Origin of the sequence: Paenibacillus sp. GCM10027626 (genome assembly GCF_042676285.1) — a bacterium.
Classification (GTDB): domain Bacteria; phylum Bacillota; class Bacilli; order Paenibacillales; family Paenibacillaceae; genus Paenibacillus_Z.
Genome location: NZ_JBHTHC010000003.1, coordinates 24,756 through 43,460, shown reverse-complemented (window position 1 = coordinate 43,460; position 18,705 = coordinate 24,756). Strand labels below are relative to the sequence as shown.

18 protein-coding genes and 1 pseudogene are annotated in these 18,705 nt (G+C 43.0%); 16 read left to right on the top strand and 3 right to left on the bottom strand.

Annotated features, from left to right (window positions below; all coding sequences use genetic code 11):
• Positions 1-257 precede the first annotated feature (257 nt).
• From ACFQ0N_RS07290 to ACFQ0N_RS07260, 7 genes are all read left to right on the top strand, one after another.
• Positions 258-1,292, top strand: a complete 1,035-nt coding sequence (locus tag ACFQ0N_RS07290; protein ID WP_379324393.1) for a LacI family DNA-binding transcriptional regulator — start codon at positions 258-260, stop codon at positions 1,290-1,292.
• Entirely contained in the window at positions 1,282-2,247 is a 966-nt protein-coding gene (locus ACFQ0N_RS07285) for a carbohydrate ABC transporter permease (protein ID WP_379324391.1), read from the top strand. The genes ACFQ0N_RS07290 and ACFQ0N_RS07285 overlap by 11 nt, the downstream gene beginning before the upstream one ends.
• A 21-nt stretch (positions 2,248-2,268) precedes the next feature.
• Complete coding sequence (locus ACFQ0N_RS07280; RefSeq protein WP_379324389.1) at positions 2,269-3,111, top strand: carbohydrate ABC transporter permease; 843 nt, start codon at positions 2,269-2,271, stop codon at positions 3,109-3,111.
• Between the two features lie 139 nt (positions 3,112-3,250).
• On the top strand, positions 3,251-4,627 hold the full coding sequence (locus ACFQ0N_RS07275; RefSeq protein WP_379324387.1) for an ABC transporter substrate-binding protein: 1,377 nt from the start codon (positions 3,251-3,253) through the stop codon (positions 4,625-4,627).
• Positions 4,628-4,708: 81 nt separating this feature from the next.
• Positions 4,709-5,761: a zinc-binding dehydrogenase gene (locus ACFQ0N_RS07270; protein WP_379324385.1), complete on the top strand. Its 1,053-nt coding sequence runs from the start codon at positions 4,709-4,711 to the stop codon at positions 5,759-5,761.
• Positions 5,762-5,829: 68 nt separating this feature from the next.
• The gene (locus ACFQ0N_RS07265) at positions 5,830-6,579 is read left to right on the top strand and encodes a hydroxypyruvate isomerase family protein (RefSeq protein WP_379324383.1); all 750 of its coding nucleotides are present in this window, start codon (positions 5,830-5,832) and stop codon (positions 6,577-6,579) included.
• A gap of 21 nt (positions 6,580-6,600) precedes the next feature.
• On the top strand, positions 6,601-7,725 hold the full coding sequence (locus tag ACFQ0N_RS07260) for a Gfo/Idh/MocA family protein (RefSeq protein WP_379324381.1): 1,125 nt from the start codon (positions 6,601-6,603) through the stop codon (positions 7,723-7,725).
• A 149-nt stretch (positions 7,726-7,874) separates the two neighbouring features.
• Here ACFQ0N_RS07260 and ACFQ0N_RS07255 read toward each other — a convergent pair whose 3' ends face one another.
• Positions 7,875-9,335: a CoA-acylating methylmalonate-semialdehyde dehydrogenase gene (locus ACFQ0N_RS07255; RefSeq protein WP_379324379.1), complete on the bottom strand. Its 1,461-nt coding sequence runs from the start codon at positions 9,333-9,335 to the stop codon at positions 7,875-7,877.
• A gap of 19 nt (positions 9,336-9,354) precedes the next feature.
• On the bottom strand, positions 9,355-10,533 hold the full coding sequence (locus tag ACFQ0N_RS07250) for an iron-containing alcohol dehydrogenase (RefSeq protein WP_379324375.1): 1,179 nt from the start codon (positions 10,531-10,533) through the stop codon (positions 9,355-9,357).
• Positions 10,534-10,648: 115 nt separating this feature from the next.
• Here ACFQ0N_RS07250 and ACFQ0N_RS07245 point away from each other — a divergent pair, with 115 nt between their 5' ends.
• The 7 genes from ACFQ0N_RS07245 to ACFQ0N_RS07215 all read left to right on the top strand — a co-directional run bounded on the left by ACFQ0N_RS07245 (position 10,649) and on the right by ACFQ0N_RS07215 (position 15,247).
• Positions 10,649-11,533 (top strand): LysR family transcriptional regulator, encoded by an 885-nt coding sequence (locus ACFQ0N_RS07245; RefSeq protein ID WP_379324373.1) that lies wholly within the window; start codon positions 10,649-10,651, stop codon positions 11,531-11,533.
• 78 nt (positions 11,534-11,611) lie between these two features.
• Entirely contained in the window at positions 11,612-12,067 is a 456-nt protein-coding gene (locus ACFQ0N_RS07240; RefSeq protein ID WP_379324371.1) for a DinB family protein, read from the top strand.
• Between the two features lie 212 nt (positions 12,068-12,279).
• A complete protein-coding gene (locus tag ACFQ0N_RS07235) occupies positions 12,280-12,516 on the top strand; it encodes a hypothetical protein (protein WP_379324369.1) in 237 nt (78 codons plus the stop codon).
• Positions 12,517-13,029: 513 nt separating this feature from the next.
• Positions 13,030-13,317, top strand: coding sequence for a hypothetical protein (locus ACFQ0N_RS07230; protein ID WP_379324366.1), 288 nt, complete (start codon positions 13,030-13,032; stop codon positions 13,315-13,317).
• A gap of 1,176 nt (positions 13,318-14,493) precedes the next feature.
• Complete coding sequence (locus ACFQ0N_RS07225) at positions 14,494-14,697, top strand: helix-turn-helix transcriptional regulator (protein WP_379324364.1); 204 nt, start codon at positions 14,494-14,496, stop codon at positions 14,695-14,697.
• Between the two features lie 2 nt (positions 14,698-14,699).
• Positions 14,700-15,002, top strand: a complete 303-nt coding sequence (locus ACFQ0N_RS07220; protein ID WP_379324362.1) for a hypothetical protein — start codon at positions 14,700-14,702, stop codon at positions 15,000-15,002.
• A 107-nt stretch (positions 15,003-15,109) separates the two neighbouring features.
• The gene (locus ACFQ0N_RS07215) at positions 15,110-15,247 is read left to right on the top strand and encodes an SDR family NAD(P)-dependent oxidoreductase (protein ID WP_379324360.1); all 138 of its coding nucleotides are present in this window, start codon (positions 15,110-15,112) and stop codon (positions 15,245-15,247) included.
• Positions 15,248-15,482: 235 nt separating this feature from the next.
• On the opposite strand, the gene ACFQ0N_RS07210 is transcribed toward ACFQ0N_RS07215, so the two are convergent.
• Positions 15,483-16,115 (bottom strand): class I SAM-dependent methyltransferase, encoded by a 633-nt coding sequence (locus ACFQ0N_RS07210; RefSeq protein WP_379324358.1) that lies wholly within the window; start codon positions 16,113-16,115, stop codon positions 15,483-15,485.
• A 745-nt stretch (positions 16,116-16,860) separates the two neighbouring features.
• Between ACFQ0N_RS07210 and ACFQ0N_RS07205 the strand changes: the two genes are divergently transcribed.
• The gene (locus tag ACFQ0N_RS07205) at positions 16,861-17,232 is read left to right on the top strand and encodes a cytochrome-c oxidase (protein ID WP_379324356.1); all 372 of its coding nucleotides are present in this window, start codon (positions 16,861-16,863) and stop codon (positions 17,230-17,232) included.
• Positions 17,233-17,943: 711 nt separating this feature from the next.
• A pseudogene (locus tag ACFQ0N_RS07200) lies at positions 17,944-18,188 on the top strand (aminoglycoside 6-adenylyltransferase); the annotation flags it as partial.
• Positions 18,189-18,705 lie beyond the last annotated feature (517 nt).

The window sequence follows — 18,705 nt, the reverse complement described above, 5'->3', positions numbered from 1 at the left end:
TTTTAAAAAATGTGAAAACGTCACCACATTCTCGAATTGTGAATTACAATGAGAGATTCTTCCTCATCTAATTTACCATCCCACAGTATTCAATTTATTTTTTTTCCGAAATGAAAGCGCTACGATTTTGTATATAGCAAAAAAATCTGATAAAAAAGTAATTTTTTGTAGAAAAAGTGGTTTGATTTTATTGTGAAAACGTCGCCACATTTACTTGATGAAAAAAGTTCCAAATAACAGACAGGAGTGAATAGAAATTGGCAACAACGATTACAGATATTGCGAAGTCCATTAATGTTTCCCCTGCAATGGTGTCTAGGGTAATCCATAACAGCGGTTATGTGTCAAAGGAAAAAAGAGAATTAATCGAAAAAACTCTGTCCGAATTGAATTATGTGCCCAATAAAGTAGCGCAGGGTCTAAAAAGCCAAAAGACAGGAATGATTGGACACATATTGCCGAGAGCTTATCCAAATCCATTTTGGGCCGGATTGTGCCAAGCTATAGACGAATATGCGGATGAATGTGACTATCAAATACTGCGATTATTCACTTACAATGATCCAAAACGAGAATTAAAGCAAATTGAAGAAATGGTTGCAAGGAAAGTGGATGGAGTTATTTTTACCAATGCAAGTAGCAAGGAGAATATACAAAGAGTTGTTGATATGGGTATACCAACCGTGATGGTGGAAAGGCCTTTAGATGTGATGGGTGTTGATAAGGTCCTAATCGACTACGTTGAAGCATCCTATGTCGCGACGAAACACCTGCTTCAATTGAATCATAAGAATATTGGCTATATCGGTGTGGATACTTCTGTGAATGTCGTAGAGAGTGAGAGGTACAATGGCTTTCAGAGAGCCCTTATGGAAGAGAAGATTACCGCGGATAATAAATTTATTAAATTTTGTAAGAGTTATAGTCCCCAGTATGGTTTTCATTTAATGGAAGAGATGATCTTGAGTGATTCCCTGCCTTCTGGCATTTTTGTAGCGAGTGATGTTCTGGCCATTGGTGTTCTTCAAGCATTATATAAACATCGAATCCGAGTTCCTGATGACATTTCGATCATCGGTTACGATAACAGTTATGCGGATATTTTATCTCCCCCGATTTCTTCTGTCGGTTTGCCCCTGAAAGAAATGGGTGAAGCTGCAATCAATTTAATATTAGAAAGAATGAAAAGTAAAAATACAAGTGTAAAAACGTTGATTTTGCATGCTTCCTACGTGGAGAGGGAATCTGTTAAACATAATATAAACCAAGAGGTGGAGTCAGATGGAACATGAATTTGATAATAAACAGCCGCAATCACTAAAGCGTAAGCATCAGAGTAGAACGTTTTCATCCTTCGTTGATCGTAACATAAGCTATATTTTAGTTCTTCCGGTTTTATTATGTATCACGGTTGTGATCTTGTATCCGAGTATCAGAACGATATTGATGTCTTTCTATCGTGTGGAACTACTGTTGCCGGAACAGCCATTCATCGGATTGGAAAATTTTATCAATATTATAAAAGACACTGGCTTATTGAAAATCATATACAATACCATTTTTTTTAGTGTGGCTTCTCTATTCTTAGCAACTATTTTGGCTCTTTATTCGGCGCAGTTATTAAACAAACCCTACAGGGGAAGAGGTTTATACCGGACTTTACTTTTGATTCCATGGATCACCCCTCCTGTTGTAATGGGGGCTGTGTGGAAGGTTTTATATAGCGAAAATTTTAGTCCGCTAAACGGTTTACTTATGGGTCTAGGACTCAGGGATACGCCATTCTCCTTCTTAGGGAACACAGAATGGGGATTTGGGCCGTTCAACATTCCTATGCTATGTCTGATTGTCGTCAATGTTTGGCATATGTTTCCTTTTATGATGGTTATGTTCTTAGCGGCTATGCAGAGCATATCGAAGGATTACTATGAAGCTGCTACTGTAGAAGGTTTGGGTAAAATTGGGCAATTCTACAAGATAACGCTTCCACTTATTTTACCGGTCTTAGAAATCACACTATTATTAGAATTCGTTTGGCAATTTAACAATTTTAATTCCAGTTATTTATTGACTCAAGGAGGCCCGCTGGATATGACGAACGTATTGGCGGTGAAAGTGTTTCAAGAAGCGTTTATCAATTTTAAATACAGCACAGCATCAACCATTAGTGTGCTGATGTTCTTGGTAGTGCTTATCCCTTCAGTTTTTTATATCAAAAAGAGAGTACAGAATGAGTTCAAACAATAATAATGGGGAGGAGGAGTTGTTTTGAATAAAACTTCAAAAAGGGAATATGTCGTACATTATGTTATTTTGAACAGTATTGCCCTATTTGCTCTTTTTCCTTTTTATTGGATGTTTGTGACTTCCGTGAAACCGGCTGAACAGATTTTACAAACTCCGCCTGCTTGGTGGCCAAGCCGCTTTGAATTTAAGAACTATACTGAAGTATTTCAGATCATGCCACTTTTCGAATATTTGAAAAATTCAATTATTTATTCTCTATCAACCACTATCATATGCGTTCTGCTTGCTTGCTTTGCGGGTTACAGCTTGAGCAGGTTTCGTTTCAAAATCAGAAATGCAAGCATTGTGTTAATCTTATCATCACAATTAATTCCGTGGGTTATGAGTATCATTCCGTTTTATTTCATCATGCAAAGCTTGAAATTGAATAATTCGACCATAGGCATTACGCTAGCCTATAGTATTTGGGCAATTCCGTTTTGTACACTGATGTTAAAAAATTATTTCACGTCCACTTTACCCGTTGAAATCGAAGAAAGTGCCATGATTGACGGCTGCTCGAGAATGAAGATACTTTTCGTGATCGCATTGCCGATTTCAATTCCCGGTATTGTTGCAACCGCTATCTTTTCCTTTATATTGGCTTGGAATGAATATATGTGGGCAAGCATTGTTCTGTCGGATACCAAATACAAACCGTTATCAGTGGGAATTCATGACTTCATCGGACAATTCGGCGTTACTCCATCGGTTTCCCTTTTTATGGCCGCTTCTGTGATTACCACTTTACCTATTTTACTTATTTTCGGTTTTTTACAAAAATATTTGGTCAGTGGAATGTCTGATGGCGCAATAAAAGGATAATCGATCTCGATCCGATACAATCAGCATGTTGCGCATGAAATGAAGTTCATTCATATTGCTTAAAGGTGGTGGTTGCAGACAATATTCTAAATAATTTAATAATCTGTATTTAAATCGAATTAATGGAGATGGTTCTAAAATGAAGGTGAACTTGAAAGCAATCAGCTTGTTTATGCTGGCACTGATGATGCAGGTATCCCTTGTTGCTTGTAGCGGAACCAACGTAACCAATACCGGGGAGGGCACTGCGAAAAATTCCGGCCAAAACAAGGAGACCCAAACCGTTGAGAAAAAAGACAACAAAAACAGAGAAATTACGGTTTGGCTTCAGCGGTATGGAAGCAGCCCAAGTATTTCGAATGATTTTATGAAGGATATTACTGCAAAATTTAAAGAAAAAACGGGTATTACTGTTAAATATGAAACTCTAGACTGGTCTCAAGCGCTGACCAAATATACTTTAGCCAGTACCGGTGGTGATGCGCCGGATGTTGCGGACCTATTCTTTCTTCAGTCTTTCCAGAAAATCGGCCGCGATAAGTTGGGGCCGATGCAAATTAATGATTTGGTCGAAGAAATTGGTGTAGACAAATATATTACTTCCACTTTATCCGAAGCGAAAGTCGGCAATGATTTTTACGGCATCCCTTGGCGTATGGATACTCGAGTTTTGCTTTACAATACGGAGCATTTCAAAGAAGCAGGATTAACCGAACCACCGAAAAATTGGAATGAATTAATTGAATATGGAAAGAAATTGACAAAAACAGATGCTAACGGGAACATTACTCGTTCAGGCTTGATATTCAGAAATTCAGGAGCACGTTTTGACCAGACTTGGTTCGCAATTTTAACGCAAGCCGGCGGAAAGGTTTTAAGTGATGATTTGACAAAACCTGCATTTAATACTCCCGAAGGCGAGGAATCGTTACAGTTTATGCAAGACATTGTGTATAAGCATAATATTGCGCCAAAAGGGATTATTGACCCAAGCTTTGACCCAAACAATGAATTCTTGTCAGGCAAAGCTTCCATGATGATCGGAGCAGCTGCAGATTTTAGAGCTACCCAAGAAAAACTTGCACCACAAATGAAAGATAAATATAAGGCTGCGGTAATGCCGAGTAAAACGGGAGAAGGCCCATCAAGCATAAGTTTCGCTGCCCCGATATCTATAATGAAAACAACAAAAGATGTTGAAGCGGCAAAAGAGTGGGTTAAATTCTTCATGTCCAATGAGATCCAGCTTGAAGCATCAAAACAGTTATCTTTACTAAATTCCAACAAGGAAGTTATGAACGACCCATACTTTAAGAACGACCCATGGTTGAGCGTTTTCGTTGAACAGACTGAAAGGGTAGTTCCAGGTGATAAACCGGTTGCGCAATGGAATCAAATTGACGCATTTCCAAATGGTCCTCTTCCAAAGATGGGAACCGCTATAATGGCGGGGAAATCTGTTAAAGACGAAATCGAAAATGCCGTGGTGGAAATCAACAAAATTTTAACCCAATAAACGTAAGGATTGCTGCCCCGAGTAGTAGTTCCATATTATTCGGGGTTTAATTATAAAATATAAACCTGGAGGTACCTACTAATGAAAATTGCAAAATATTTGTCTCCGAAAACGTTGGTCGTAGAGGAAGTAGAAGATCCATCTATTCAATCTAATGAAGTGAAAATCAAAAGTATCATATCCGGGATAAGTCACGGCACAGAAATGAATGTTTATCGGGGAGTGGCACCGTTTTTTCATAAAAAATATGACCGCCAGACCCGTCTATTTATTCAATCAGCTCAAAATGATACATGGAAATACCCGGTTCGCAGCTGTGACCCTGGAGTTTGGTATATGGGATACTCCAATGTAGGAACAGTAGTAGAAGCAGGTAAAGAAGTGAACGATATCAAACCTGGAGACATTGTTTATTCGGCTGGGCCGCACCAGTCCATTGTAGTTAAACCGGCAAGTGATGTTATAAAGCTACCTGATTCCGTCAACCCCGAGTGTGGTATCTTCTTAACTAATCTTATGACAGCATATAACGGCATTCTCGATTCACCGATTAAATTAGGAGATACGGTAGTTGTATCCGGATTAGGTGTATTAGGGCAGACAATCGTACAAATGGCCAAAATGTCAGGGGCTTTCCAAGTCATAGGTATCGATCTGTTTGATCTTCGGTTGCAAACTGCTTTAGAAAATGGAGCGGATTATGTCTTTAATCCCATGACCTGCAAAGACATAGCTTATGAGGTACGCAAATTAACGAAAAACAAAGGGGCAGATCTGGTTATTGAAGTAACCGGAAATCAGAAAGCCTTAAATGAAGCTATTCGTATTGCCGCTCCAGGTACGACTGTCACAGCGTTGGGTTGGTACCAAGGAGCAAGCACAAACTTGGATTTATCCGAGGAATTTCACCATAACCGGGTGAATATACGAAGCTCACAAACAGGAGCAGTGGACCCTGCAATATCTCATATGTGGAACAGAGACCGACGACTGGAGAGCTGTTTAGAGTTACTAAGCCGATTGCGGTTGGAGAACCTTTTAACTCATAAAGTTTCCTATGATAATATCTCTCATGCTTTTCAAATCGTTGATGAGAATCCAAAAGAAGTCATTCAGGTTGCCTTAACGTATTAAAGTAACTAGAGTTATTTATAAAATTGATTTTTACACAAATATTCCGATGAGAGTATGGGGAGGGCCCAATGAAAATATCTGTTTGCATTGACGCAGTATTGAGAGGATATGATTTGGATAAAAGTTTGCAGACGGTTAAAAGTCTTGGAATTGATTCTTTTGAATTTTGGGCTTGGTGGAACAAGGATATCGATCGGTTAGTACAGTTGAAACAAGATCTTCATTTAGAAGTCGTTACTTTTTGTACCAAATTCATCAGTTTGGTGGATTCCAGCAAAAAGGAAGAGTACCTATCCGGTTTACAGGAGTCTATTGTGGCAGCCAAAAGACTGGATTGCAAACGGTTGATAACACAAGTAGGCGATGAGTTGACGGATTTACCCAGGAATCAGCAACGTGAAAATCTTATAGATGGATTAAAGGCATGCGTACCTTTTCTTGAACAATCGGGTATGACTTTACTGGTGGAACCCTTGAATATTAATGTGGATCATAAAGGGTACTTTTTGTACCGTTCCGATGAGGCATTTGAAATTATCGATGAAGTCGGAAGTAACCATGTTAAAGTCCTATTTGATATATATCATCAGCAAATTACCGAAGGGAACCTCATTAATACGATTATTCGAAACATTGACAAGATCGGGCATTTTCATGCGGCGGGTCATCCGGGCAGACATGAATTGGGCAACGGTGAAATTAATTATAAAGCTATTTTTAACGCCATTAGAAAAGTGGGCTTCAACGGTTATATAGGACTGGAATATTTCCCCTTGACCGATCCGAAGGACGGAATTGAGGAATCGAACACGTATTAGATAACCCGTGGGAGGATAGCAATGGGGAACAAAACAAAAGTGGGAATCGGCTTAATTGGTTACAAATTCATGGGAAAAGCACACAGCCATGCTTATCGGGATTTGCCGTTTTTTTTCGAAACGGGTGTTGTACCAGAACTTCGAGCGATTGCCGGAAGGGATGAGGATGGCTTAAAAAAGGCAGCTGAAAAAATGGGTTGGCAATCTTATGAGACTGATTGGCGCCAACTTTTGGAAAGAGACGATATTGATATCATTGATATATGCACTCCAAACATCTCCCATGCAGAGATTGCCATTGCGGCAGCAGAGGCGGGAAAGCATCTCATATGTGAAAAACCGTTGGCGATGAGTGTGAAAGAAGCTAAAAGTATGCTCCAAGCAGTGAAAAAAGCGGGAGTCGTTCACATGATCTGCCATAACTATCGCTTTGCACCTGCCGTGCAGTGGGCTAAACAACTTATTGATCAAGGACGAATCGGCAAAATTAATCATATACGGGCAGTATACTTGCAGGATTGGTTGGTCGATCCGTATTCTCCTTATGTGTGGAGATTAAATAAACAATTATCAGGATCCGGAACACATGGTGATCTTGCTGCTCATATTATCGATCTCGCCCGTTTTCTTGTCGGAGAATTCCAGTCTGTTGTGGGAATGATGGAGACTTTCACCAAAATGCGCTGTTCCAATGATGGAATGATGAAAGAAGTAGATGTGGATGATGCCTCCGTTTTCTTAGCCCGTTTCCGAAATGGAGCCATCGGGACCTTTGAGGCCACACGGGTAGCCGGTGGTAATCGCAACGCAAACCGTTTTGAAATCAACGGTGATAAAGGGTCTATCCGGTGGGACTTCGAAAACATGAATCAGCTTCAACTTTATTTAACAGATGATCCATTAGGAATGCAAGGTTTTCGAACAATAAACTGTACGGAAAGCTGCCACCCCTACGCTGCAGGATATTGGCCTTCAGGACATATCATCGGATACGAGCACACTTTTATTAACTTGGCGAAAGAACTTATGGACGGAATCTCCAAAGGTTACAGTCCATCACCGAACTTTGAAGATGGTGTGAATAATCAAATTGTATTGGAGTCTGTGGAGAAGTCAGCACAAAACGGTAGTTGGGTGAACGTTTGATAATAGGTGAGTAATTAAAAAAGTAAGCCCGTTTATGGCATACAGCGTACCTAAATCATATTGCAAAAGGGACTGGATCAAATTGATTCAGTCCCTACTGCGTGGTGAAAGTCCCGAACTGGAGCTGTTCGGCAGTCTTCTCTAGTTGATCAGTAACGAGCGGTGAGCATTTTTTTACGGGTATAGAACTCGACTCCATCACGCCCATTTGCGTGCAAGTCGCCGTAGAACGATTTCTTGTATCCCGAGAAGGGGAAGAAAGCCATTGGAGCAGGAACCCCCATGTTGACCCCAAGCATGCCGGCATCGATTTCCTCACGGTATTGACGGATGGAACTTGCGCTATCGGTAAACAGGCACGCCCCGTTAGCGAATTCGGATCGGTTGGCGATCCCGATTGCTTCGCTCAAGTCACGAGCGCGCACAACGGAAAGAATAGGTGCAAAGATTTCCTCTTGCCAAATACGCATCCCTGGCTTTACATGATCGAAAATCGTAGGCCCGACGAAGTAACCTGGCCCACAAGCAGCCGCATCTGTTCGTCCGTCCCGAAGGAGCTTCGCGCCTTCCTGTTCACCGAGGTCGATATAACCAAACGTGCGTTCCTTGTGGGAATCCCGGATGACAGGCCCAAGGAAATTGCCTTCCACAAGACCGTTTCCAATCGTGATTTGGTTGGCTGCCTCTACGAGCCGTTCCGTCAGTCGATCGGCAACATCTCCGACGGCGACGACGACGGAACATGCCATGCAGCGTTCCCCGGCAGACCCGAATGCGGCGCCGATAATGTTCTGGACCGCTAGGTCGAGATTGGCGTCCGGCATGACGATCGTATGATTTTTGGCGCCGGCCAGTGCCTGCACGCGTTTTCCGTTTGCCGCCGCAGTTTTGTATACATAATCAGCTACCGGCTGTGAACCGACGAATGATACGGCTTTCACGTCTTCATGTTCCAGGATGCCGTTGACAACGTCGTGCGCGCCGTGCACGATGTTGAGGACTCCGTTCGGCAGACCAGCCTCGGTGAGCAATTCAGCCAGTCGGTTCGCTAGCAGTGGGGTGCGCTCAGACGGTTTGAGCACAAACGTATTGCCGCACGCGATGGCTAACGGAAACATCCAGCAAGGAACCATCATTGGAAAGTTGAACGGCGTAATGCCTCCGACCACGCCGATCGGATAGCGGTACATGCCCGATTCGATGCCCGTCGCGATATCCGGCAGCTGTGTCCCCATCATCAAGGTTGGCGCGCCCGCTGCGAACTCGACACATTCGATGCCACGTTGCGCTTCACCGTAAGCTTCATCGTAATTTTTGCCGTTCTCCAAGGTGATGATGTGGGCCAAATCCTCTTGGTGCTCTACTAGCAACTGTTGGTAGCGGAACATGATTCTAGCCCTTCTTGGCACAGGTGTTTTGCTCCAGCTCGCGAATGCCCGGCTAGCTGAGGTAACCGCGTCGTTCAACTCGGCCCGGCTGGAGATTGGGACGTAGGCCAGCGGTTCGCCGGTAGCCGGATTCGGAACCATCTCCGTGCGTGCTGAGGCGGAGGCGACCCATTGCCCCCCAATAAAATTACGTAATACTGACACTTCATTCTTAACTGACATGATTTAAAGCTCCCTTCTATTAACTGTAATCATATTCATAACAGCGGTAGTAAAGCGCGATGATTTCTTCATGCGTCGGAACCTTCGGGTTATTGCCTGGGCTGCCGCTTGTGATCGCATCAGTCGCCATCTTGTCAACGACTTGATCGAGCTCGGCTTGCCCGATACCATACGTTTTCATAGTTGGAATTTCCAGTTGCTTGCATAATTGCTTGATTTCTTTAATACACGTGGTTGCCAACAGCTCGTCCGTAGACGTTGATAGATCCGGACGAAGGAGGCGGCCGATCGTCGCCATGCGGGTGATTGCGCTTTTACAGGTGAATTCAAGCACAGCCGGAAGCAGCATCGCGTTGGATATCCCATGCGGGACGTGGAACATGGCCCCGATTGGACGCGACATGGCGTGAACAAGGGTGACCGACGCATTGGTGAATGCCGCTCCAGCCTCCATCGACGCCAGCGCCATTTGCTCCCTAGCGTCGTCATCGCTACCATTCGTAAAGGCTGTGAGGATATTACCAGCGATCCGTTCTATTGCACTTAGAGCGAGCTTATCCGTTAATGGCTGTGCCTTATTGGATATATAGGCTTCGATCGCGTGACAGAGCGCGTCGACCCCTGTGGCTGCTGTTAACGGGGGAGGCGTGGACAGCGTCATGAGCGGGTCCACAATCGCGACGGCTGGTATGAAGGCAGGATGCTTAATCATCAATTTGATATTCGTTTCCGGGTTCGTGATGACCGTCACGCTGGTCATCTCTGATCCGGTACCCGCAGTCGTAGGAATCGCGATCAGTGGAATCGGCGCTATAGTAATGGGCTTTTGGCCACCCGAATAATCTCCGATGTAGCCGCCATTACTTGCAACGACAGACACGGCTTTGGCTGCATCAATGCAGCTGCCGCCACCGATCGCAACTATGGAATCGCAATCATGCTCCAGCAGGAGTTGAGTCGCCTCTGTGACATAAGCATCAATTGGCTCTGTGTTGACGTCGAGGTAGCAAGCGACGGATACGCCGCACTGTTCCAATTGCTCCTGACATTTGGCGACGTTCCCGATCTTCTCCATAAATCGATCACTGACAAGGAGTGTCTTGCTGCCGAACGACGATGCTTGTTCACCAAGCTTCGTTAAAGAGTCGCGACCATACAGAATAACGGGTGGCAGTCGAAATTCGTTAAACCCTTGCATTGGAATCACCTTCCATAAGAATATTTATGAGAAAAATATACAATATTCTCATTCATAGGTAAAATGAATATATTGAATGCAATTCATTCCATTTAGCTATGTAAGGAGCACCGATATGGACATTCATCAATTGCAGTGCGTTATCGAAATTGTCCGCTGCGGCAGCTTCACGAAGGCTGCTGCGACTCTGCACATTACTCAGCCGACGATAAGCAAGACGATCAAGAATTTGGAAGAAAAGCTTGGTGTCGAGCTTTTCTTCCGAAAAGGGAAGAAAATTGAGCTTACAGATGCCGGCCGCGTTATTTATGAGCAAGCTCAAGGCATCGCATTGTCATTCCAGAACTTGTCGTTAGAATTGAGCGGAATTATGAATTACAAGAAAGGCCACGTTCGAATCGGACTACCTCCCATGATCGGATCGAGCTTCTTCCCGTCCGTGATAAGACAATTTCATGAACGATACCCGGGACTGTCGGTTCACATCGTGGAAGAAGGATCCAAGAAGCTGGAGTCTGAGGTGGATTGCGGCAATCTCGACGTAGCTGCCGTACTGTTGCCGACAAACGAAGAATTGTTCGATTGCTATGCATTTGTGGACGAGAGGTTGCAATTAATCGTGCATCCCGGGCACCCACTAGCCGGGAGGGAGGCAGTGGCGCTTACTGAGTGCGCTCAGGAGCCGTTTATTTTGTTCCGTAAGGACTTTGCCTTACATGAGCGGGTGATGTCGGAGTGCATACGCTGCGGCTTTCGTCCGAACATTATGTATGAGAGCTCCCAGTGGGATTTCGTCAGCGGCATGGTCGCTGAAAGGCTGGGCATTTCCTTGTTGCCGCAGCGCATTTGCAATGCGTTGTCCCCTGAGTTGGTGTGCGTGATTCCGCAAACTGTCCCTACTATTCCGTGGCGGATCGCCATGATCTGGAGGAAAGAGGGCTATCTTTCATTTGCGGTGAGGGAATGGATCCGTTTCACAAGAGAAATTTTTTGCACGTAAAATTCCCGTATTTTAGGGAGTATCGTATCACGCAATTTAATATCAGTCTGGACAGCTCGCTAGGGTGGGGAAACCGAAATGAAGACGATCAAGCGCATGATGGACCACCTGTACTGGGCGGACGGACGCATCTTGGACGCGCTCGAGGAGAGTGAGACGAAGAACAAGGACCTTCTGAAGCTGGTTCGGCACGTCGCGGTCGCGGAACGAGTCTGGCTGTCCCGATTGCAGGGCAAGGGCAGCGCGCAATATTCGTTGTGGGAGGAAGCGGAAGACCTGACGGCGATCTGGACGTTGTTCGAAGAGAACGCCGAGCAATATCGCGTCTATATTGAAGGGCTCGAGGAATCCGAGTTGGACGAGATGGTCGACTATGCGAACCAGAGCGGGGTTCCGTTCCGAACGTCCGTCCGGGACATCCTGTCGCAGGTCCTCTTACATGGGCAATATCACCGGGGACAGATCAACCGGGCACTTCGGATCGAATCAGCAGAGCCCATCCAAGTCGATTACATTACGTTCGCGAGGCTCTAACGGGGCCTAATAATCACCATCACTCGGAATGGGATTGGCATTGACCTAACGGGAAACGATAGTTGAACGATCCAGGGAGCAGATCGCCGCGGCAATTGCTCCTTTTTCATTAAACTAAACGGGCAGTTATGCAGAAACAAAATGGTAATTTTTGCGTCTTTAAGTAAGGCTCATTACTATTAGTTACACCTAAAAAGTTAGGTGGGAATTTCATGAAAGTAATTTCAGTTCTGTTATTGATTTTAGGGACCATCGGCGTCATTGTTGGAATACTGCCTTTTATCTTCGATTATCCATACAGTGATGGTCCCAACTCTGGTCCGTCAAACATGTGGGAGCTTATCCTTATGGTTTCTTATGAGGGAAAGGGATGGTATTTAATTCTTGGGCTTGCTTTAGTGTTATTATCAATGTTCTTACTCTTCAAGCCAAAACAATTGATAAAATAACAGGTACGTAGCACAACGATCTCGATTAAAATCGTGATTGGGGTCTTCATCGTACGGCAGGTTCTAGCAGAGTTGTAGGCGTCGACTGCGACGCCGGCATTTTCGGCAGCCTGTTCAACTAACGGGAAACGATAGCTCAAGAATAAACAACAGGCTGCCGCGGCGGCCTGTTACGCTAATGGGCAGGGTACTTCCAATATGTGTTAATATGGATTTATCGGTTTACAACATTCTATAAAGGAAACAAGGTGCTATTATGGTGATATTCTTATTTATTGGAATTTACTTTATGCCCGTTTTAGGTTTTTTATTTGTGGTTGCTCTGTTAAGAGCGATAAAAAAGATTGTAAAAGGGGCACCTTATACTGCGGAAGTTTTCTGGAGTGGATTAATTTTCGCACTTATAGTTTGGACGATCACGATCTGTATTTTTGCTATAAACAACTAGGTTTGAGTTAGCGGGGAACGATTGTTCAACAAACAAAATTATTGGGTTAGAGAGTGCATTAATTGGTGGAAAAATATCCGGAAAATTATTTTGAACACTTTATTTTTTGCTTAAAAACTACGAACAAACAACAAAATGAGGAAGGTTTTACGTACTTAGCAAAATTATATATTGAAATCGAGGGTATTGATGTATTTTTGGAATTGATTAAAGAGATCGAACTGATTGGTGCAAACAATGATTGGGGTTATTTTGAGAAAACAGCTAAAGAGTATGAATTGGATAATATGGACCTTGAAAACATAAAAAAACTGGCTGAATTCGCTAGTAAAATTTATAGCACTTTACGCTAACGGGATACGATAGTTGAACGAAACAGGAGTAGTTCGCCGCGGCAGCTGGTCCTTATTCTGTTATTAAGCTAACGGGCAGTTATGCGGAATGAAATGGTATAATTCAGTAGCAATGAAAACAGCGCATTTTTAAGAAAAGAGGGCACTATGGACCAAGGGCTTTTTCTAAAACTTAAGCATGGAGAGACCTTCTCCGATGTAGAGTCTACACTAAATGTCGAACTTGTCTTAACGAGATATGAGAATGACAATGTGACATATGATTACTGCCATCTTAGTGAAATAGGCGTCTGGCTTTTTTTCAAAATAGATAGTCAGAGGTTGTATTCAATTGGATTCGATGAGCCTTTTTCATTGGACGTCGATGGGGTTAAATTAGGGAATTCAATTAAAGAAGTTAATAACATAAAGGGCAAACCTAGTCGTAGGTGGCCAATGCTTGATTCGAATATTGAAAGATTGATTTATGATAAACCCAGCTTTGTTCGGTATGATATTGACCTACAATCAAGAAGGGTAGTTCATATTTTCAAATGAGATCTGAGTACAAATCGTTCAACTAACGGGTAACGATAGTTGAATTACTGACAATCAGGCCGCCGATTACTTCGGTGGCCTTCTGTACATGTTATGAAGGCTTGGTCATAGCCTTGAATCGGGTAAAAGGTTGGCTGTTATGCGCCGCGGCGATTATTCGTTTTATTAAGCTAACGGGCAGTTTACGTTAATGTATTCAGTTCCCTTTCCTGCACAACAAAATAAATTCTGATTAGTGCATTAAAAAGGAAGGGGAAAAGCTTTGAGGGCATCCAACAGTTGCCCTCATATTTCTGTCGGTGAAGATATTTTTATATATCGGATCTCGCCAGCTGGAGTTGAGCTTAAGAAATTTGAACATCTTAAAGGTCCAAATAAGAATGATTTTCCCCCAAACTACCAAGATCACTTGAGGTAATGGTGACGATATTACAACGCAAGGCTGCCAGCATATTCGGCAGCCTCTTTCACAATCGGGCAGTTTATCGCAACATTTCAAGGGCTTTCACAGAGGCTAGTGAAAGGAGCTTGCCTCTTTATCTATATTGGAGTATTTGCGTGATGTAAAGTGTGCTTGACATCAAATAAAAAGTAAAGTTTCCTTTACGTAAAGTTAGTTTTACATAGAGGTGGGGTTGGATGGAACATCGCATTAAAGATTTAAGAGCAGCTTTAGGGCTAACACAGGAACAGTTGTCCGAACGAGTTGGTGTTTCGAGACAGACGATCATATCCATTGAGAATGGTCGATATAATCCATCCTTAGAATTGGCATATAAAATTGCGAAAGTGTTTGATCGTTACATTGAAGATGTATTTATTTTTGACAAGGGGAGTGAATAATCATGAGTTTGGATCAGGTTGGAGTCTTACTGATAATACTGCTCTGCGTTTTTGGGGGATTGCTCGGGTTATGGTGGGGTCGCAAGCAAGCAGCGCGTCAGAGGGGACTTGATGAAAGATTTCATATCATTTCAAGTAAATCTCAAGCAGCTGCATGGAAAATTACGCTGGTAGTAATCTATATCCTATTCATCATGATGGTATGCGGTGTGAAATTATCTGCAGCTCCTGTCCTGGGGATTGTATTGCTCGTTCATATGGCAGGATGGGCGTTCTCGAACGTGTATTACAATATTAAGCTATAGGAAAAATCGAGCATGTTAGATTGACAATCGCTAAAATATAGGTGGTTTTGTCTTAAAATCGAAGAGGTTATGAAAGGCAGGGGTATGGTCTGGATTTTACAGGTAAAGTGATCGTTGTAACGGGTGCAGCAAAGGGAATTGGAGAAGTAACCGCGGCTGCATATGCGACAAGGGGAGTGAAGGTGGTTCTTGCCGATGTGGACGAACTGAATACTCCGGCGCATATTGAGCCATCGTTCCGGTGAGTGAGAGCCACGACTCCGACATTTTTGAGCCACCCCTCCGTTAGAGAGAGCCGCCCATTGAGTGGCTCTCCGGTCTTTTAATATTGAACTATCGTACCTGTTAGCGAAACAAAAAAGGGACTGAGTCTCCTTTTCCAGCTGCATTCGACTAGCCGTCCAGACGGCCGGGTTCACATCGGCAAGTTGACTAATCCTCCGTATCCCGGAACACACAGCTCCTCTCCCGTGGCTACCATCAGCGGACGTAAGCCGCCAGCTCCCAGCAAATTTTCGGCTTCCCGTAGCGGTGCATGTCCGTTTCTGTCAACACGTTGATCTCCCATCCGTCAAACAACCGCCGCAAATCTGCTTCGTCAAAAAAACGTTTCCGCCGCCCCTCATGCTCATAATAACGGGGTTCCAATTGGATGCCCTGCCTGGCACCGTAATGAATATCGCGCGTGGAATTCAAGCGGGCCAGCAACAATCCGCCGGTGCTGATAACTCTCGCGATTTCGCTAACGATAGAAACAGTATCGCCCCAGCGAAAATAATGCAGTGACAAATCCGCGACAACTGCCCTCGCGCTGCCATCCGGAAACGGCAATCCACCCGTCATATCGAACAGGTTTGTTTCAGCGTCAGGCACATATTTGCGTATATTCGCCAACGCCTCAGAAGAGAAGTCGCAGGCGATGACCCGATAACCTCGTTCCGTTAAAAACAAAGAGTCGCAGCCATATCCACAGCCAAGATCAATGACCGGTCCATCTTGGGTCGATGCCAGCCTCGGCTCGTATTTTTCCAGCCAACAATCCGCTTGCGGCTTGCCAAGCTTCAGATCGGCAAACACCTCGTTCCAATACTCAGCTTCCGAACGCTTCGTCATGGTCAGTTCCTCACTTTCTCGCAGAGTGTAATGCCTGATTGTCAATCCAGATTGCTTATTTTAAATCTTTAATGATTCACGACTAACCTTCAAAACTACGTAATACTGCATCCCAAGCCAGTTACCTTGGCCTTATTCCACCAACTCTTCACGAAAATCGAATTTTGGTTATTTTGTTCCCGTCTCGTATGATTGAGAAATCTACAAGGAAAAAACATTATTCCAATCATACGGAGGGCGAAAAAATGTTATCTTGGGAAGACATTTTACAGTAATATGACGCATCCTTTGAAACCAACATCAGCGAAAACTCAACGTATCCTGATAGCCAGTTTATTTACCAATCGGGACTAAGCCGCCTATATGACTGGTGGATTTGCTGTTGTCACCCACCTATAGATTAGCTCTGTATTTCACTACCTACAATACTCCCTGTGGTTCCCACACCTCAATTTTCGCCGTCACTTATGGTACGGTTCTCCGCGATTCTATTGGTAAAGCGGACACTTTATTTTCGATGCACTTTACTTTTTAATCCCTCGATTAATACCTCTAATCCAAATTGAAACTCTTTATCCATATTGATATTGAAAATGTCAAATGGAAGCGCCTCTATGGAAGACTGGATATGAGTATCATTTGCTGCAGCCTCTTTGACTGCTGTTTCTCTCAAAGGTATGGATTTAAAGATAAACCGGAAATAAATTATTAAATACAATATTAAATACAAGGTGGACTAAGAAGAATGGGATTTATTAAAGTTTCAAGTATTTATTTAATCCTAGGATTAACCATCGGATATATAATGGGTGTTGCTGATCTTTTTCAATTTACCTCACTCCATGTTCATGTGAATTTAGTAGGTTGGGTCACTTCTGCTCTATTCGGTATCATTTACACGATTTTCAATTCTTCTCAATATTCACGACTAACAAAAGTACATTTCTGGCTACACATGATAGGATTTCCTTTGCTAGTATTGGGAATGTATTTCATCATAGAGGGGCAGGAAGCAATTGGAGGACCTCTAAGTGGACTTGGGGGAGCATTAGTGATTGTAGGTGCTGTGTTATTTAGCATCTATTGCTTTAAAGTGATCAAACCAACTAATGCTTGATATTTGAACAAAAGACTCAATTATTTATCGGTCTTTTGTTGTATTTATAAAGAAAATAGTGAGTTCCTATTTATTACGACCTCAACCTTCCGATTTACCACTATTTGTGATACAGTTCTCCGCGCTGTCTGTAACAGCAAGTTAAAGGGCCATCCTTCACGGATGACCCTTTTTTAAGTTCGCTTTATTCAACTATCATTAACCGTATTGAAGTGTCATACCTACCCCTTGCAAAGCAAAAAAGCTTGTTTAGAAATCATATGTAATGGATTCCTATCATTTAGACTTTGCAGACAATACCTCTGATGCTGTATCTGGGAAGAAACGAAACAGTTCAGTAGCATGCCTAGGTGATTTAGAGATGGTGTAGGCAATTAAACAATGAGCAATGTATAACAAGTCGTTGAAAGCAATGATTCCGAGGATGGCAGTAAAACTTGCAATTACAGACAGAGTGGAGAACCGTATCAAAGGTAAAAGTACGTATCGTTAAGCCAACGGGCCATTTTTCTTCAACACTTCATGCTAAGATATGGATTAAAGGATGATAGTTGTATAAACCGTGCGGATGAGGTGATTCGATTTGAAAATTGCAGATGCGATGAATACTTATAATCTCGCATTAAAAATAATATTAGACGCGGGATTCTCTATTAAAATCAATGATAATGATGACGATTCGTTTGACTGGGAAGCAATAAGTGTTAGTATAAATTGACAGTTCCTCTATTAGATAAGGACAACTGCCTGCCAATCATTCCTGCCCCCACAGATATCGATTATCATTTTAAAGAGCCTACAGAGCAATTATATTTGGGTTGTTGCAATAATTTTTGGTGCCTGCAAAATGTTGCTAAAGGATTTGGCGTGATGAATTACCGTATGTGAAACAAATGTTTGAACACGTCATCAGACCTCACTTGGATGAGATGATTTCATGGTGGGTGGGCACTCAGTTTTTTAAGATGATGGCATTGGAGGGGACAAATTGGGGACGAAATTCAGCAAAAAGCTGCATAACGCTGCCGCGGCGAGCATAAACAGCATACAAAAATGTTGTAACAGCAAGGAAGTGCGGATTTAAGCATGAAGAAATCATTCCACTTCTTATGTTTCGGCTTGTGCTTCAGTTCTCCCACATTCTGGGGAGAGTTCTTTTTGTTCCATTGGTCTATCGTTGGGGCTGCCCAAGCTGCATGCCTGCGGCGTTGTACAGACCGCGTCCCAGAATATGCTCCAACTGCTCGGCCGTCAGGTTTCTGACATGTTGAAGCATATTGATTGCATAGTATGAAACGGGAAAATATCCATACTTTTTAAAAGCCTTGATTTTGAGATGGTTGAACGTTTTATTGATGACGATAGTAATGAATGTTACCGATATATTTAAAATTATATTCTGATGGTTACTCTAAACATTCGGGATATTCTTAAGCCAAACGGATACTATAGATCACTAAACAACAAGTATGG

What these genes read in the sequence shown, in the direction of transcription:
- ACFQ0N_RS07250 (WP_379324375.1), bottom strand. Translation starts at nt 10,533, where the DNA reads ATGCAAGGGTTTAACGAATTTCGACTGCCACCCGTTATTCTGTATGGT.
- ACFQ0N_RS07245 (WP_379324373.1), top strand. Translation starts at nt 10,649, where the DNA reads ATGGACATTCATCAATTGCAGTGCGTTATCGAAATTGTCCGCTGCGGC.
- ACFQ0N_RS07285 (WP_379324391.1), top strand. Translation starts at nt 1,282, where the DNA reads ATGGAACATGAATTTGATAATAAACAGCCGCAATCACTAAAGCGTAAG.
- ACFQ0N_RS07210 (WP_379324358.1), bottom strand. Translation starts at nt 16,115, where the DNA reads ATGACGAAGCGTTCGGAAGCTGAGTATTGGAACGAGGTGTTTGCCGAT.
- ACFQ0N_RS07275 (WP_379324387.1), top strand. Translation starts at nt 3,251, where the DNA reads ATGAAGGTGAACTTGAAAGCAATCAGCTTGTTTATGCTGGCACTGATG.
- ACFQ0N_RS07270 (WP_379324385.1), top strand. Translation starts at nt 4,709, where the DNA reads ATGAAAATTGCAAAATATTTGTCTCCGAAAACGTTGGTCGTAGAGGAA.
- ACFQ0N_RS07240 (WP_379324371.1), top strand. Translation starts at nt 11,612, where the DNA reads ATGAAGACGATCAAGCGCATGATGGACCACCTGTACTGGGCGGACGGA.
- ACFQ0N_RS07220 (WP_379324362.1), top strand. Translation starts at nt 14,700, where the DNA reads ATGAGTTTGGATCAGGTTGGAGTCTTACTGATAATACTGCTCTGCGTT.
- ACFQ0N_RS07205 (WP_379324356.1), top strand. Translation starts at nt 16,861, where the DNA reads ATGGGATTTATTAAAGTTTCAAGTATTTATTTAATCCTAGGATTAACC.
- ACFQ0N_RS07235 (WP_379324369.1), top strand. Translation starts at nt 12,280, where the DNA reads ATGAAAGTAATTTCAGTTCTGTTATTGATTTTAGGGACCATCGGCGTC.
- ACFQ0N_RS07260 (WP_379324381.1), top strand. Translation starts at nt 6,601, where the DNA reads ATGGGGAACAAAACAAAAGTGGGAATCGGCTTAATTGGTTACAAATTC.
- ACFQ0N_RS07255 (WP_379324379.1), bottom strand. Translation starts at nt 9,335, where the DNA reads ATGTCAGTTAAGAATGAAGTGTCAGTATTACGTAATTTTATTGGGGGG.
- ACFQ0N_RS07225 (WP_379324364.1), top strand. Translation starts at nt 14,494, where the DNA reads ATGGAACATCGCATTAAAGATTTAAGAGCAGCTTTAGGGCTAACACAG.
- ACFQ0N_RS07265 (WP_379324383.1), top strand. Translation starts at nt 5,830, where the DNA reads ATGAAAATATCTGTTTGCATTGACGCAGTATTGAGAGGATATGATTTG.